This window comes from Rhizobium sp. NFR03 (assembly GCF_900111275.1).
In the GTDB taxonomy this organism is placed as follows: domain Bacteria; phylum Pseudomonadota; class Alphaproteobacteria; order Rhizobiales; family Rhizobiaceae; genus Ferranicluibacter.
The window spans coordinates 82,846-98,199 of sequence record NZ_FOGR01000011.1; the positions used below are offsets into that span (position 1 = coordinate 82,846).

Genomic DNA, 15,354 nt, shown 5'->3' on the forward strand with positions numbered 1-15,354 from the left:
GGAGTGTTCCGCATGGGCCAGATGATCAAGCTGACTGCCGCCGACGGTGTGACAATCGAGGCCTACAGGGCAGAGCCTGCGGGCAAGCCACGCGGCGGTCTGGTCGTCCTGCAGGAGATCTTCGGCGTGAATGCGCACATCAAACGGGTCGCCGACCGGTTTGCGAGAGAAGGTTACCTCGTCATCGCGCCGGCCTTGTTCGATCGCGTCGAGCCGGGCGTCGAACTTGGCTATTCCGCTGAAGAATTTCCATCCGCCGTCGCTCTCGTCCAGCGCGTCGATCATGGAAAGACCCCGCTCGACGTTGCAGCGGCCGTCTCCGCAGCGGCCGAAGGCGGCAGGGTGGGTGTCGTCGGCTACTGCTGGGGTGGGTCGCTCGCCTACAATGCAGCCTGCTCCATCGATGGCATAGCCTCGGCTGTCGGCTATTACGGCGGTAACATCGCCAAGTCGCTCGGCACCAAGCCCAAGGTGCCGGTGATCCTGCATTTCGGCGAACATGACGACCACATTCCGATGAGCGATGTGGACGCCATCAAGGCTGCGCTGCCCGATATCCCGATCTACACCTATGATGCCGGGCACGGCTTCAACTGCGACGCAAGAGCTTCGTTCGATGAGCCGAGCGCCGCGAAGGCCCTTGAGCGCACGCTGGCCTTCCTGTCGGAAACGGTCGGCTGAAAACGCCTCACGCCAGGCAGCCATGGCCTGCCCCTTCCTGAGAGAAAGCGGCCATGATCGCCTTGACCGAAATTCGCGAATTGACGATCGACCAGCCGGAGCCAGGGCAGGGGAGCACGTATCTGAGTGCCGCGAGTGGGCTCGTGTGCCTGGGTACGACGCTCTACGTCGTGGCGGATGATGCGCTGCACCTCGGCATCTTCCCGCTCACCATGCCGGAGCCCGGCCGTCTGGTCCGTTTGTTCGATGGCGTCCTGCCGGAGGAAAAGGCGGAGCGGAAGCGTCGGAAGCCCGATCTCGAAGCGCTCGTGCATCTCCCGGCTTTCGGGGCCTATCCTTACGGCGCGCTGCTTGCTCTTGGCTCCGGCTCTCGGAAGAACCGGCAGCGCGGGGTCTTTTTGGGTCTCGATGCGGGCGGAGCCGTATCCGGCGCACCGCGTGTCCTCGATCTAGCACCGTTTCTTGCGCCTTTGTCCGGGATGTTTCCCGACCTGAACATCGAAGGCGCGGTGATCGCGGGCGATGAACTTCGCTTGATACAGCGGGGGAACAAAGGCCGGCGCGACAATGCCGTTGTCCATTATTCCCTCGCACAAGCGCTTCACTGCCTTTTCGGCGAGAACGGGAGCGCGCTCTTACCCTCCGCTATCACCCGGCTCGATCTTGGCACGATCGACGGCGTGGCCCTCGGTCTGACGGATGCGACCATGCTGCCGGACGGCCGGATGGCGGTCAGCGCCGTCGCAGAGGACACCGAAGATGCCTATCGGGACGGCATGTGCGTTGGCGCCGCCATCGGCATCGTCGATGCAAGCGGGCATCTGGTTTTGCTCGAGCAACTGGAGCGGCCTTACAAGGTCGAAGGTATCACCGTCGCATCTGTCGGCGGACAGTCCGAGCTGCTGCTGGTGACGGACGCAGACGATCCGGCGATTCCAGCGCTGCTTCTGTCCATGCCGCTCTTTCGATAAGTCTTTCGTCGTCCGCATACGCACAAACGTCGTCCCTTGATTATGGTGCGCGAGGGCGCTGAATAAATGTCACGCTCTTGTCATCTCGCGGTGGCATGGGAGGACATGAACGGGAGATCATGTCGTTGCCCCGCCTGAGCTTGAGCGCCATCAGCAAGCGTTTCGATAGTCTGTGGGCGCTGAACCGTGTCTCGCTTGCCATTCCCGACACGGCTTTCCTTGCCCTTCTCGGCCCGTCCGGCTGCGGAAAGACGACGCTGCTCCGGCTGATCGCCGGCTTGGAGATACCGGATCAGGGGAAGATACTCTTCGACGATCAGGTGGTGGCCGGTGACGGAGCTTTCGTGCCTCCGGAAAAACGGGGCATCGGCATGGTGTTCCAGTCCTATGCACTCTGGCCCACCATGACCGTTCGCGGCAACGTCGAATTCGGATTGAAGGTGGCGGGCCTTGGCGCACGGGAACGAGAGCGGCGGATCGACGACGTTCTGGAGGTCGTCGGGCTACACGGTTTGAAAGACAGGCGGCCGCATGAGCTTTCAGGAGGTCAGCGGCAACGCGTGGCCTTGGCGCGGTCTCTTGCGATGCGGCCGAAACTGATCCTTCTCGATGAGCCGCTTGCCAATCTCGACGCGCATCTGCGAGAGGCGATGCTGGCCGAGTTCCGTCGTATTCACAGCCTGACCGATGCGACCTTCGTTTTCGTCACGCATGATCAGGACGAGGCGATGGCCGTGGCGACGCATGTCGCCGTCCTGGACAAAGGATGCCTGCAACAGCTGGGGACGCCTGAAGACCTCTACCATCGCCCTGCCTCGCCGATGGTGGCCCGCTTCATCGGACGCGGTAGAACGCTTCCCGTGCGTGTGGTTGGCGCTCAGGAAGGGATGAACAAGGTCATGCTGGGTGAGGAGATGCTGGAGCTGCAAGGCTCCGCTCCCGTTGGCGATGGGTGGCTCTGCCTCCATGCATCGGATCTCCAACGGGTGTCCGGTCGCGGCCATCTCAGGACGGAGCTTGTCAGTCAGGTGTTTCAGAACGGCGCGTGGCTCAGCCATTGCCTGCCGACCGAAATCGATGGCAACGTTCTTGGTTTGCCGCTGCCCGAACGCCTTGCGTCGGGCACGCCGATCAACCTCGCGATTTCCGGCGGCTGGGTCATAGAACGCGACGGCTCAACGACTACAGACAGGGTCGTTGACGTGCCTGCGAGGATGGTCCGGGCGACCTGACAGGGCAAGGCCACCGCCGGCATCGTCAGGCGCCGTCTGCGGATGTCCGCGTGCCCGGCGCATGTCACACGAAGATCAAGAAACTGTCGTCTCGCTGTCATCTGCCCGCGCTACCCGGAAACACGCTTGCAGCCCTGCAGGTACTCTGCCGTCCGGGCGGGCCCTGTCCGCCACGCGCGCCTTTCCGCGAGGTCCACATGTTCATCCGCACGCTTCTCGCCACCACAATCGCTGCTGGCCTTGCTTTCCACGCACAAGCCGAGGAGACGATCACTGTCTACACCTCGCAACCGCAGGACCAGATGACCGAGGTCGTCAAGGCATTCAACGCGGAGCATCCCGATATCAAGGTCGAACTCTTCCGGTCGGGCACGACGGAGATCATGGCCAAGTTGCAGGCTGAATATGCAGCCGGCAAGAGCCCGGCAGACGTTGTCCTGATCGCCGATACGGTTGCCATGACGCAGCTGAAGAACGATGACCGTCTGCTCGCCATCCCCGATGCGCCGGTGACGGGCATCGATCCCGCTTTCATCGACACCGACAAGACCTACTTCGGCACCAAGGTCATCACCACCGGCATCGTCTACAACACGGACCTCGTGAAGACGGCGCCGAAGAGCTGGAACGACCTGCTGGCCACCGACGTCGCGAAGAGCCTGATCATGCCGAGCCCGCTCTATTCCGGCGCTGCCGTGATTCATGTGGGCACGATGACGCAACAGCCGCAATTCGGCTGGGGCTACTACGAAAAGCTTGCTAAGGCGGGCGCGGTTGCCGGGCAGGGCAATGGCACCGTGATCGAAGCCGTCGCCCGTGGCGAGAAAGCCTATGGCATCATCATCGAATACATGGCCCTAAACGCCAAGAAGAAGGGATCGCCTGTCGATTTCGTGTTCCCGAGCGAGGGAGTGAGCTCGATCACGCAGCCGGTCGCCGTCCTGAAGGCATCCGACACGGTGGAAGCCGCCAAGACTTTTGTCGCCTGGCAGCTTTCCAAGACGGCTCAGGAACAGGCAAGCGCGCAAGGCTATTTCCCGGTTGTGCCGGGCATAACCCAGCCGAAGGGGTATCCTGCTCTCGACACGTTGAAGATCCTGCCGGCCGATAGCGCCGCCATGCTCAAGGCGGACGCCGAGAGCAAGGAGACATTTGCCGAACTCTTCGGCGGCTGATCCGCTCGATGATCCGTCCGAGGCCAACGGGAGGCGAGCGCATGCTCGTCTCCCTTCTCGTCGTCTACGTTGCCATCACGACGCTCTGGCCTCTCGCGCGGCTCTTTGCCAATGCCTTGCAGCCGGGAGAAGACGGCGCGTGGCTGGGATTGATGCTGACGACGCTCTCCAGCCGCTCGACGCTGCGCGCCCTGTCCGGCACCCTGCAGACGTCGGTCCTATCCGTTGTCATCTCGACCCTGCTCGGCGTTATCCTCGCCTTTGCCGTCAGCCTTTTGAAGCTGCGGGCGCGATCGGCCCTGACCTTCCTCATCCTGATGCCGCTGATCGTTCCATCGCAAACGATGGCGCTCGCCTGGATCGAGCTTCTGGGAGCGCAGTCGCCGATCCTGAAGCCGCTTGGGCTGGCACCGCCGCCGGGCGCCGCCAATCCGCTGTACTCGACAGGCGGTATCGCACTTGTGATGGGGATCGAGCATATGCCGCTCGTCTTCATTGCGGTACGCGCGGCGCTCAGGGCGTTGCCGGCGGATCTGGTCGAGGCAGCCCGCATCATCGGCATTCCAGCAGGCCGGATTGGTCGTAATATCGTGCTGCCGATCGTCATGCCGGCGGTACTGGCTGGCAGTCTGATCGCGTTTACCGCCGCTATCGGCAATTTCGGGGTGCCGGCCCTGCTTGGCATTCCCGGTCGAATTCCCGTGTTGACGACGCAAATCTATCAGCGTCTGAATGGCTTCGGCCCGGCCGCCGCCGGTCAGGTGGCGACGCTGGCCCTTATCCTGACGCTGATGGCAGCGCTTGCCATTTTCTCGCGCAATCTCGTTACGAAACGTTTTGCCGTTCCGCTTCCGGCAGGCGCGCCTTTCGTGCCAAACCGGGCGGCGCCCGCTATCGAGGTCCTGCTCTGGCTGGCGGTGCTCGCGCTGTCGCTGGTACCGCTTGCAGCCCTCGCGATGACGGCGCTTCTGCCAGCCGTCGGTGTCCCCTTTGGCGCGGACACCGTCAGCCTCGACCAGTTCCGTGCCGTGCTCGGCAACGATGCCGTACGGCGCGCTTTTGCCAATTCACTCCTGCTCTCCTGTGTGACCGCTCTTCTCTGCGGGCTCGTCTCCGTTCCTTTCGCCTTTCTCTGCATCCGCCGGACAAATCCCGTGCTGAAAATTCTCGACACGGCGATCGAGGTGCCCTGGGTTGTCCCTGGCACGGTCGTAGGGCTGGGCATGATCCTCGCGTTCCTCAGACCTCTGCCGCTGATCGGCGTTTCGATCTATGGAACGATGACCATTCTGGTCGTTGCCTATCTCGCGCGCTTCCTGCCGCTGGTCCTCAGACCGATCGTCGCAGCTGCGCAGTCGGCCGACCCCTCGCTCGACGAGGCGGCGCGCGTCGCAGGTGCGGGGCTCGCTCGTCGCATCCTGTCGGTCTTCTTCCCCGGCGTTCTGCCGGCGGCGGTGGCGGGTGCTGTCGTCATCGTCATGACGGCGCTCAACGAGTTGACGGTCTCGTCCCTCCTCTGGTCCTCCGGCAACGAAACGATCGGCGTCATGGTCTTCGCCCTGCAATACGAAGGCAATTCCACAGCGGCCGCGGCGGTGGCACTTCTGTCCATGCTTCTGGTATTGGTTCTGGTCGTCATCGTTTCAGCCCTTGGAGGATGGCTGCCAAAGAGAACGCTTCCCTGGGGCGAGTAGATAAATTTGGAGACCGGCCGCCTTCTTCCGCTTCCAGCGTCAGGCCACCTTGCCAGATACTGTGTTGTGCTGACCGGATAATCGGTCTCCTCATGTAGAGAGCATATCCACATTCCGTAGGACTGTGATGAACGCCGGGTTGCTCGAAACCATCCCAAAAATCGGGTTAGCTAACAAAAACTATCAAGTTTTACTCCCGGAAGCGGCAGCGTTTCTGGGGACGCAGCAAACGTATCGTGCCATCGGTAAGACTAAAACTAAATTTTAATCATCTTCATTTATATTCATACATTATCCGGTCTAAAATAGCTTGACGGGATGCAAAGATCTGGGGGCGGCAGAGGTCATGTTCAAGAAGTACGATATTTCGAAGATGCAGCAGCAATCGATGAAGTCGATTACGGCGAACATCATGATCGCGGATGTGGACCTCAACATCCGTTATATGAACGACGCCGTCATGGACTTGCTCAAGGAGGCCGGGCCGGACCTGAAGAAGGAGCTGCCACGGTTCGATTTCGACAAGTTGATCGGCAGCAATATCGATATTTTCCACAAGAACCCGTCTCACCAGCGCAACATGCTTGCGGCCCTCAAGACGCAGCATCGCGCGACGATCTGGATCGGCCAGCGAGCGTTCGACTTGATTGTCACGCCGCTCCTGAACGGCGCGAAGACGACAGGCTTCGTCGTCGAGTGGGGCAACGCCAAAGAACGTCTTCAGAATCTGGACTACCAGGCGCAGATGGTCGCCATCAGCCGTTCCCAGGGCATCATCGAGTTTACCACTCAGGGAGAGATCGTCTCGGCGAACGCCAATTTTCTGAACGCCCTCAATTACAGCATGGATGAGATCAAGGGACGTTCGCACAGCATGCTGGTGGAGCCCTGTTACGCGCAATCGCCGGAATACAAGGCCTTCTGGGATGCGCTGCGGCGAGGCGAGGTGCAGGCTGCCGAGTTCACCCGCTATGGCAAGAACGGCAAGACCATTTTTATCAACGCGTCCTATAATCCGATCCTGGATGCGAAGGGCAAGGTAACCAAGATCGTCAAATTCGCGACGGATGTGACCGAACGCGTGGAAGCCGTCAGTGCCATCCGCGAGGCCCTGACCAAACTTGCGGACGGAGATCTCTCGTTCAGCCTCGATAAGCCGTTCGCATCCGATTTCGAGAGCCTCCGCAGCACGATGAACGTCGCTCTGAGCCAGATGCGGAACACGCTTGGGGCCGTTGCCCGATCGACTGCACAGATCGACACGGGAACGCGGGAAATCAGCCGCAGCGCCGAGGATCTGTCGAGGCGCACGGAGCAGCAGGCAGCCTCTCTCGAAGAAACGGCGGCAGCGCTCGATGAGATCACGGTCAATGTCTCCAACGCCGCCAAACGTGCGGAAGAGGCGCGTCGTTCCGCCTCGACAGCCAGCGAGAATGCCGAACGCTCGGGCAATGTCGTCGCCGATGCGGTCGGCGCCATGTCTCGCATCGAGGCATCCTCCAACCAGATTTCCAACATCATCGGTGTTATCGACGAGATTGCGTTTCAGACCAACCTTCTCGCTTTGAATGCGGGCGTCGAAGCCGCGCGTGCGGGCGAAGCAGGCAAGGGATTTGCCGTCGTCGCCCAAGAGGTGCGCGAACTTGCTCAGAGGTCCGCGCAGGCGGCCAAGGAGATCAAGGAGCTTATCCGCAACTCCTCGAACGAGGTCAGCACCGGCGTCAAACTGGTAAGCGAGACCGGGGAAGCATTGCAGACCATCCGCGGCAACATCGTTGTGGTCAACGAACATATGGAGGCCATTACCAGCTCCGCGCGCGAGCAGGCGACGGGTCTCTCCGAGGTGAACGCCGCCGTCAACCAGATGGACCAGGTAACACAGCAGAACGCGGCTATGGTCGAGGAAACGAATGCGGCCAGCGCCACATTGGCGCAGGAGACCGCCACGCTGCGAGACCTGATCCAGCATTTCGAACTCGGACAGGATGCGACGAGGACGTCCCTCTCTTCGTCACAGTCTGCCTCGTCCTATCAGCGCACGGAGGCTCCGGCGCGGCGGGTGGCGATGCGGTAGCCAAATCGACGCGGTTCCGATTTTCTCGCGACCGCGCCGATCATGAAGACGAGTCCGCTGAAGGGCCTCATGGTGTCCGGTCTTGCACGCCTCCGTTCGGAAAGCGCTCCGAGGGGTGCAGGACCGAAGCCGCTTCTCGGATCGTCTGCAACAGGATCGAAAGAGGCAAGGACGCTATCGCGTCGGCGCGCATCGTCAGACCCACGGGTCCGCGCGTCTCGCGGGTGTCGATCGGGAGCTTTGCCAGCAGCCCGTTCTCGATGTCGTTGGCGACCACGCCTTCGGAGATGATCCAGACGGCATCGCTCATCTGGATGAACGCCCGCCCGAAAGCGTCCGAGACGGTCTCGACCTGGTCGGGAAGGTGTCCCGTCCCGTTTGCGATGAGGAGATTATCGACAAAGGGGCGGATGATCGCGGTCCGCGTGGGCATCAGGATCGTGTAATCGCTGAGACGGGAAAGCGGCGATCCCTTGTGGGACAGCAGCGGATGTCCGGCCCGGACGGCGAAGACGACCTGCTCGGAATAGAGATGCTCGAAGGTAAATCCGGTCATCTTCTCGGCTGCCGCCAGACGTCCGATCACCAGTTCCAGATCGCCGACACGAAGCTGCTCGAGAAGCACGGCATTTTCGCCTGTGACAATCTTGACGCGGCTCCAGGTCTTCTCGTTCATGAAGAGCTGCATCGCGCGCGGCATGATATGGGTCGATACCGTGGGCAGGGCGCCGATGCGGATCATCGGGGCTTCGCCGGAGCGTTCACGGGAGACGGAGTCAATGCCTTGCCGCAGGGCCGTCAACGCCGCTCCGGCATGCCGGAGGAAGACCTCGCCGTGCCGCGTGATGCGGATACCGCGTCCCTCGCGCTCGATCACGGCAACGCCGAGGATCTGTTCGAGTTCGCGGATGGTCTTGGTCACGGCCGGCTGGGTGATGTGCAGGCCGGTCGCCGCCTTCACCACGCTTTTCTGTCGGGCGACCTCGACGAATGTCTGCAGGTGGCGAACCTTGATGCCGGATTCATTCATGGACGCATAACTCATTGGTTATCGATCCCATCTGAATTATCATTTTACAGATGCGGAGCAAGGCACCATTCTGAACCTGGGAGGTGCCTATGCGATTTATGAACGTCAACGATGTAACGATCCACCACGAGGTCGTCGGCGATCCCGCGACGAAACCCGTGCTCGTCTTCATCAATTCGCTCGGCACCGATTTCCGCATCTGGAACGACGTCACGGATCGTCTGAAAGATGCGTTCGCCGTACTCCTCTACGACATGCGGGGACATGGACTTTCGGGCAACGGTGGCGGGGCCGCGACCATCGAGGATCATGCAGCCGACCTGTCCGGCCTTCTCGATCGTCTCTCCATCACGCGCACCGTCATCTGCGGCCTGTCCGTCGGTGGGCTGGTTGCGCAGGCGCTTTACCAGCGCCGCCCGGATCTGGTTCGGGCGCTTATACTCTGCGCAACCGCCCACAAGATCGGCACGCCCGATATGTGGAACGCGCGGATCCAGGCCGTCGCGGAGGGCGGGATCGAGAGTATCCTTGATGCCGTCATGGAGCGCTGGTTCACGCCTGCCTTCCGAAATCCGGAAAACGCCGCCTATGCCGGCTATCGCGCCATGCTGGCCCGCCAACCGGCGGCAGGTTACGTGGCCGCCTGCGCGGCGATCCGTGATGCGGATTACACCGATGCTGCCGCCGGCATCGCGGTGCCCACGATCTGCATCGTCGGCGATCAGGATGGCTCCACGCCGCCGGACCTCGTGCGCCTTACGTCAAACCTGATCCAGGGTGCCCGGTTCGAGATCATCGCCGATGCCGGGCATATCCCCTGTGTCGAGCAGCCGGACGCATTGTGCGAAATCCTACGCTCTTTCCTCCATTCTCTCGATCAAAAGGCCTGATGATGTCCGCAACGAATTCGGAGCGATACCGGCAGGGCATGGCCACGCGCCGCGCGGTGCTGGGAGACGCGCATGTCGACCGTGCAGAGGCCGCGGCCACGGAGATGGACCGGCCGTTTCAGGCCCTCATTACGGAGGCGGCATGGGGCCATGTCTGGTCGCGCGATACGCTGACGAAGCGGGAACGATCGATTGTTACCATCGCGCTGCTGGCCGCGCTCGGTCAGGACGAGGAGGTCGCCATGCATATCCGGGCAACCCTGAACACCGGTGCATCGCGTGAGGATATCGGCGAGGCGCTGTTGCATGTCGCGATCTATGCCGGCGTACCCGCCGCCAACCACGCCATCAAGATTGCCAAGCGCACGTATGCCGAAATGGATGCAGAAGCGGCGCATGCGGAAAGAGGATAAGATGCCGATGCCATCTCGTGAGGAGCCGGAAACCGGCGCTTTCTTCGGACGTGACCGGACATGGCACGCTCCGGCGCTGACCCCGGGCTACAAGACATCCGTGCTGCGCTCGCCGCAGCGGGCGCTTCTGTCGCTTGATGGGACGCTGTCGGAAACGACCGGGCCTGTCTTCGGCCACGGGATCATCGGAGAGCAGGACAACGATCTCATCCATAATTTCGCAAAACCCGGCGAAAGCGCGATCGGCGAGCGGATCGTGGTGCACGGCCGCGTGCTGGATGAACGCGGCAAGCCGGTGCGCGGCGCTCTGCTCGAGTTCTGGCAGGCCAATGCCGGGGGGCGCTACAGGCACAAGAAGGAAACCTATCTCGCGGCTCTCGATCCCAATTTCGGTGGTTGCGGCCGCACGATCTGCGACGATGACGGATATTATGCCTTTCGCACGGTCAGGCCCGGCGCCTATCCCTGGCCGAATGGCGTCAACGACTGGCGCCCGGCGCATATCCATTTTTCCGTGTTCGGTCATGGCTTTGCGCAGCGGCTGATCACGCAGATGTATTTCGAGGGCGATCCGATGATCTGGAAATGTCCGATCGTCAACACCATCCCCGACAGGGCCGCCGTCGAGCAGCTGATCGCGCCGCTCGACTGGAACAACACGATCCCCATGGATGCGCGGGCGTATCGCTTCGATATCATCCTGCGGGGCCGCCGCTCTACACTGTTCGAAAACCGGCTGGAGGGAAACTGATGCTTCGGTCACGCGATGTGCTGAGGGAAACGCCCTCTCAGACGGCCGGCCCCTACGTCCATATCGGCCTCATGCCCAACAGCTGCGGTATCGAGGGGGTTTATGCGGGCGATCTCGGAACGACGATGGTCAACGAAAAGACGCTCGGCGAGCGGATCACCGTCAGCGGTCGCATCTTCGACGGAGCGGACGCGCCAGTGCGCGATGCCATCGTGGAGATCTGGCAGGCCGACAGTGCGGGGCTTTATAACAGTCCAGGTGAACGACGGGGGACCGCAGACCCGAACTTCACCGGATGGGGACGCAGCGCAACGTCCTCGGAAGACGGCGTCTTCCGTTTCGAAACGATCAAGCCCGGTCGCGTGCCCTTCAAGGACGGACGCCTGATGGCGCCGCATCTGACGGTGTGGATCGTGGCGCGTGGGATCAATATCGGCCTGCACACACGGCTCTATTTCCCGGAGGACGCAGAGGCGAATGCGGCCGATCCGCTTCTGCTTCGGATCGAACATAGGGCTCGTGTCGAGACGATGATCGCGAAGCGGAGCGGTAACGACTATATTTTCGATATCCACCTGCAAGGGTCGTCGGAGACGGTGTTCCTCGATATCTGATGACGAGCATACGCCGGAGATATCGTATGCCTGTTGTTTGCATAGCGACAGGATGCGTCTTCGGGAACCTGGGGAAAGCTGACACATGAGCATCGCCGCCTTCGACCATCCCCTCCTTTCCGGTCTTCTCGGCGATGACGAGGTCGGGGCTCTGCTCTCGGTCGAGGCGGACATCCGGGCAATGCTGGCTTTCGAAGCTGCGTTGGTACGGGCGCAGGCGGGGCGGGGGCTCGTGCCGCTTGTTGCCGCTCGGAGGATCGGCGAGATCTGCGGGACCTTCAACCCGGATATCGTCCGGCTGAAGCAGGCGACGGCGACCGACGGCGTCGTCGTTCCCGAACTCGTGCGGCAGCTTCGCGAGGCGGTTGGTGGTGAAGCGGCAGCTCATGTGCATGTCGGCGCGACGAGCCAAGATGTCATCGACAGCAGCTTGGTCTTTCGCCTGAAAGCTGCTTTCTCGATATTCGTCAACCGCTTGGATGGTCTTGTTCGCAAACTTCATGTTCTGGACGAAGCTTACGGCCACCGGGCATTCATGGGCCGTACCCGAATGCAGGCGGCGATCCCGATGACGGTTTCCGATCGTTTGCACAGTTGGCGTACGCCCTTCGCACACGCGAGGGACAGACTGGCGTGCCAAGTCTTTCCGCTCCAGTTCGGAGGTGCTGCGGGCACGCTGGAAAAGCTGGGTACGGAAGCGGAGGCCGTGCGTGCCTTGATCGCGCAGGAGATGGGGCTGACAGACACGCTGCAATGGCAGAGCCAGCGCGGATATATCGCCGATATCGGTCATCTCCTGTCCCTCGTGACAGGGGCCGCCGGAAAGATGGGACAGGACATTGCCCTGCTTGCGCAGGGCGGCGACGAGATCGCTCTTTCCGGTGGCGGCACATCCTCTGCCATGCCGCACAAGCAGAACCCGATTGCCGCGGAAACGCTGGTCGCGCTCGCCCGGTTCAATGCGGTTCAGGTCTCCGCCCTTCACCAGTCTCTGGTGCATGAGCAGGAGCGCTCCGGCGCTGCCTGGACACTCGAATGGCTGGTCCTTCCCCAGATCGTCATGGCAACGGCGGCATCGCTGCGTCTGTCGCTTCAGACGCTGGACTCGATCGCTCATCTTGGAGCGAAAACGTAATATGCGCTATTGAACGATGCGTTCGGATGCGGCCCGCTGCAACGCCGACACGGTGTTGGAACGCGCTTCGTCGAACATCCTTTGCTGCTTTGCTCGGAAGGTCCGGGCGGTTGGCCCTAAACCGTGACCCACCGACGCTCCCGATAGGATTGCGCCATTGCGTGCACACTTCGTTCTATTTGCAGACCATCTTCGAAGGTAACGGCGGTAGACGGGTTGCCGGCGATGGCGTTGATGAGCTGGTGGCACTCGATAATCTTGAGGTCGTTGAAGCCAAGGCCATGGCCGGGAGCGGGGATGAAGCGGTCGTAGGGCGCATGGATCGGGGCTGTGAGAACACGAGCGAAGCCGCGCGTCGCTTCCGGGCCACTGGTCGTATAGAGTTCGAATTCGTTCATGCGCTCCTGATCGTAGAGGATCGATCCCTTGGACCCGAAGATCTGAAGCGCGATCCGGCCCTTCCGGCCCCAGGCTGAGCGATTGGCCATCAGCACGGCAGAGATGTTGCCTTCGAGTTTGAGGAGCACGCTCGCGATGTCGTGGTTCTCGACCTCGCGGCGCGTGCCATCTTTGGCAGGACGGTCGGCATACGGCTTGCCGAGGTCGGCAATGACCTCCTGCACATGGCCGAAGAGATGCCAGAGCAGCGATAGAGGATGAACGGCGAAATCGTCGAGAGCGCCATAGCCGGATGCAGCCTCGCTCTTCCAGTAGAAGAGCGCTTCCGGGTCGGCCATGAAATCCTCGTCCATCTCGACGCGAACATGGTTCACCGCGCCGATCGCCCCATCCTCGATCAGGCGGCGGATCTGGGCGATGGCGGGGTTCTGGATGTAATTGTAGCCGAGAATGGCGGTCTTGCCCGATTTGCGGGCAGCCGTCAGCATGGCTTCGGCGTCGGCAAGGGCGGGAGCCATCGGCTTTTCGCACCAGACATGTTTGCCCGCTTCGAGCGCCGCGATTGCCATCTCCGGGTGGAATGCATTGGGCGTCGTGATCGAGATGACATCGACGTCGGGATCGGCCAGAAGGTCGCGCCAGTTCCCGGTGGATTTGCGGAAACCGAATGCGCTGGCGCGGCTTGCCGCCATGTCGGCATTGGCCTCGGCAAGGTAGACGACCTGGGGAGAAGGCACGTCTCCGAAGATCTGCCGAACGCCGTTCCACGCAAGCGCGTGGCACTTCCCCATGTATCCTGTTCCGATCAGGCCGACACCTAAAGCTTTCATATTTGTCTCCCGATCAGTTTATTCGCAGTCGTGGTGATGATTGTTGGGAAGCTGGTTGCGGACAAGCGCCGCGCAGCCTTTATCGGAACGGTTGGGCGTGGCGTATCATTCTTTGGAACGTCTATTCTGGCGGTATACATTGATCGCGATGGCGGTAACGAAGATAGGTTCATTGATTCATCCTGGTAGCAGCTCGGACCGTGAAAAAGGTAGAGCCCGACGTCAAGGAATCAGGGATGAGCAGTTAACGTCACAAACATACTATATAAGGCTTTCTTGGAATTTTCATTCCATTATTTGTGCTGCCCGTCAAATCGAATCTTTCGACTTTCTGCCGGATGACAGCGAAGGAGGGTGGATTGGCGGCATCGCCATGGTCGTAGTTCGCCGCCAACCTGTTCTGAAGAACGAGACGTCCTACCTATCCGAACCGGCATCCCGGCGGCGCAGCACCATGCCGGCGTGGTAGAGAACGCCATCGACGAAGTCGCCATCGGCAGTGAAGCCCGTGTCGTCTCTATAATCGATGTGCGTACCGGTCAGGACGTATCGTCCCTGATAGGCACTCTCGCGTTTGCCCCGGGCTTCGTCATATCGGCCGTTCGGCAGCAGCCGATGGCGAATGTGGCCGTCCTCCGTTTGCCAAAGGCCGACATAGGGGTGGCTCTCGTGTTCCATTGCTCTGGCCTTCCTTAGTTGGGCGAGCGCGTCGGGCGGACGACGATCTCGTTGATGTCGACATCCTCTGGCTGCTCGATTGCGAAGCGAACGGCTCGGCCGATGGCGTCCGGGGTCAGGGCAACGGCTCGATAGGCCTTCATGGCATCCACGGCGACAGGATCGGTAATCGTTCCCGCCAGTTCGCTTTCCACGACGCCCGGATGGATGCAGGTGACGCGGAGATTGTCGTGCTCCTGCCGCAGCCCGTCCGAAATCGCCCTCACAGCAAATTTGGTGGCGCAGTAGACGGCTGCGGTGGGCGATACGCTCAGGGCGCCGATCGAGGCGATGTTGATGATGTGGCCCGAACCCCGCGTCGCCATTTCCGGCAGGACGGCGGCGACGCCGTAGAGAACGCCCTTGATGTTGACATCGATCATGCGATCCCACTCGTCTACCTTCAGCGACGCCATCAGCGAGAGCGGCATGATGCCGGCATTGTTGACGATGACATCGACGCGACCGAAAGCCTCGCGCGCTGCATCGGCGAAGGCTGCCACATCGGCACGGTCGGTAACGTCGAGGGACCGGGTCATGACGGTCGCGCCTTCTGCGCGAAGCTCTTCGGCAAGGCTCTCCAACCGGTCGAGACGCCGGGCGCCGAGAGCGAGGGTTGCGCCCGTCCTGGCAAGCTCACGTGCAATGCCGGCGCCGATGCCACTGGATGCGCCAGTGATAAGAACGATCTTTTCCATTTGTCTGCCTTTCCTGTTGCAGGTTTGGATGCGTTCAATATACGGCTGCT

At 61.5% G+C, this 15,354-nt stretch carries 15 protein-coding genes; 11 read left to right on the forward strand and 4 right to left on the reverse strand.

Going from position 1 to position 15,354, the window contains the following annotated elements; translation table 11 throughout:
• The first annotated feature begins 12 nt into the window (after positions 1 to 12).
• The 6 genes from BSG19_RS22915 to BSG19_RS22940 all read left to right on the forward strand — a co-directional run bounded on the left by BSG19_RS22915 (position 13) and on the right by BSG19_RS22940 (position 7,827).
• Positions 13 to 681, forward strand: coding sequence for a dienelactone hydrolase family protein (locus tag BSG19_RS22915; protein ID WP_092990329.1), 669 nt, complete (start codon positions 13 to 15; stop codon positions 679 to 681).
• A 53-nt stretch (positions 682 to 734) separates the two neighbouring features.
• A complete protein-coding gene (locus BSG19_RS22920; RefSeq protein WP_092990330.1) occupies positions 735 to 1,652 on the forward strand; it encodes a DUF6929 family protein in 918 nt (305 codons plus the stop codon).
• 119 nt (positions 1,653 to 1,771) lie between these two features.
• A complete protein-coding gene (locus tag BSG19_RS22925; RefSeq protein ID WP_210185412.1) occupies positions 1,772 to 2,884 on the forward strand; it encodes an ABC transporter ATP-binding protein in 1,113 nt (370 codons plus the stop codon).
• A 197-nt stretch (positions 2,885 to 3,081) separates the two neighbouring features.
• Positions 3,082 to 4,059 carry an ABC transporter substrate-binding protein gene (locus BSG19_RS22930; RefSeq protein ID WP_092990331.1) on the forward strand — a complete coding sequence of 326 codons (978 nt, stop codon included), beginning with the start codon at positions 3,082 to 3,084 and terminating at the stop codon, positions 4,057 to 4,059.
• A gap of 41 nt (positions 4,060 to 4,100) precedes the next feature.
• Complete coding sequence (locus BSG19_RS22935) at positions 4,101 to 5,753, forward strand: ABC transporter permease (protein ID WP_170866083.1); 1,653 nt, start codon at positions 4,101 to 4,103, stop codon at positions 5,751 to 5,753.
• Positions 5,754 to 6,099: 346 nt separating this feature from the next.
• Complete coding sequence (locus BSG19_RS22940; protein ID WP_092990333.1) at positions 6,100 to 7,827, forward strand: methyl-accepting chemotaxis protein; 1,728 nt, start codon at positions 6,100 to 6,102, stop codon at positions 7,825 to 7,827.
• Positions 7,828 to 7,894: 67 nt separating this feature from the next.
• Here the strand turns inward: BSG19_RS22940 and pcaQ are convergent, their stop codons facing one another.
• On the reverse strand, positions 7,895 to 8,857 hold the full coding sequence (gene pcaQ, locus BSG19_RS22945) for a pca operon transcription factor PcaQ (protein WP_092990394.1): 963 nt from the start codon (positions 8,855 to 8,857) through the stop codon (positions 7,895 to 7,897).
• 89 nt (positions 8,858 to 8,946) lie between these two features.
• Here pcaQ and pcaD point away from each other — a divergent pair, with 89 nt between their 5' ends.
• From pcaD to BSG19_RS22970, 5 genes are all read left to right on the forward strand, one after another.
• On the forward strand, positions 8,947 to 9,747 hold the full coding sequence (pcaD, locus tag BSG19_RS22950) for a 3-oxoadipate enol-lactonase (RefSeq protein ID WP_092990334.1): 801 nt from the start codon (positions 8,947 to 8,949) through the stop codon (positions 9,745 to 9,747).
• A gap of 2 nt (positions 9,748 to 9,749) precedes the next feature.
• The gene (gene pcaC, locus BSG19_RS22955) at positions 9,750 to 10,160 is read left to right on the forward strand and encodes a 4-carboxymuconolactone decarboxylase (RefSeq protein ID WP_092990395.1); all 411 of its coding nucleotides are present in this window, start codon (positions 9,750 to 9,752) and stop codon (positions 10,158 to 10,160) included.
• A gap of 1 nt (position 10,161) precedes the next feature.
• Positions 10,162 to 10,911: a protocatechuate 3,4-dioxygenase subunit beta gene (pcaH, locus tag BSG19_RS22960; RefSeq protein ID WP_092990335.1), complete on the forward strand. Its 750-nt coding sequence runs from the start codon at positions 10,162 to 10,164 to the stop codon at positions 10,909 to 10,911.
• Complete coding sequence (pcaG, locus tag BSG19_RS22965; RefSeq protein ID WP_092990336.1) at positions 10,911 to 11,525, forward strand: protocatechuate 3,4-dioxygenase subunit alpha; 615 nt, start codon at positions 10,911 to 10,913, stop codon at positions 11,523 to 11,525. The genes pcaH and pcaG overlap by 1 nt, the downstream gene beginning before the upstream one ends.
• Before the next feature lie 85 nt (positions 11,526 to 11,610).
• Entirely contained in the window at positions 11,611 to 12,660 is a 1,050-nt protein-coding gene (locus tag BSG19_RS22970; protein ID WP_092990337.1) for a 3-carboxy-cis,cis-muconate cycloisomerase, read from the forward strand.
• A 116-nt stretch (positions 12,661 to 12,776) separates the two neighbouring features.
• Here BSG19_RS22970 and BSG19_RS22975 read toward each other — a convergent pair whose 3' ends face one another.
• The 3 genes from BSG19_RS22975 to BSG19_RS22985 form a co-directional block, all read right to left on the reverse strand.
• Complete coding sequence (locus BSG19_RS22975) at positions 12,777 to 13,889, reverse strand: Gfo/Idh/MocA family protein (protein ID WP_092990338.1); 1,113 nt, start codon at positions 13,887 to 13,889, stop codon at positions 12,777 to 12,779.
• Positions 13,890 to 14,306: 417 nt separating this feature from the next.
• The gene (locus BSG19_RS22980; RefSeq protein ID WP_092990339.1) at positions 14,307 to 14,567 is read right to left on the reverse strand and encodes an Atu4866 domain-containing protein; all 261 of its coding nucleotides are present in this window, start codon (positions 14,565 to 14,567) and stop codon (positions 14,307 to 14,309) included.
• A gap of 14 nt (positions 14,568 to 14,581) precedes the next feature.
• Complete coding sequence (locus BSG19_RS22985) at positions 14,582 to 15,304, reverse strand: SDR family oxidoreductase (protein ID WP_092990340.1); 723 nt, start codon at positions 15,302 to 15,304, stop codon at positions 14,582 to 14,584.
• Positions 15,305 to 15,354 lie beyond the last annotated feature (50 nt).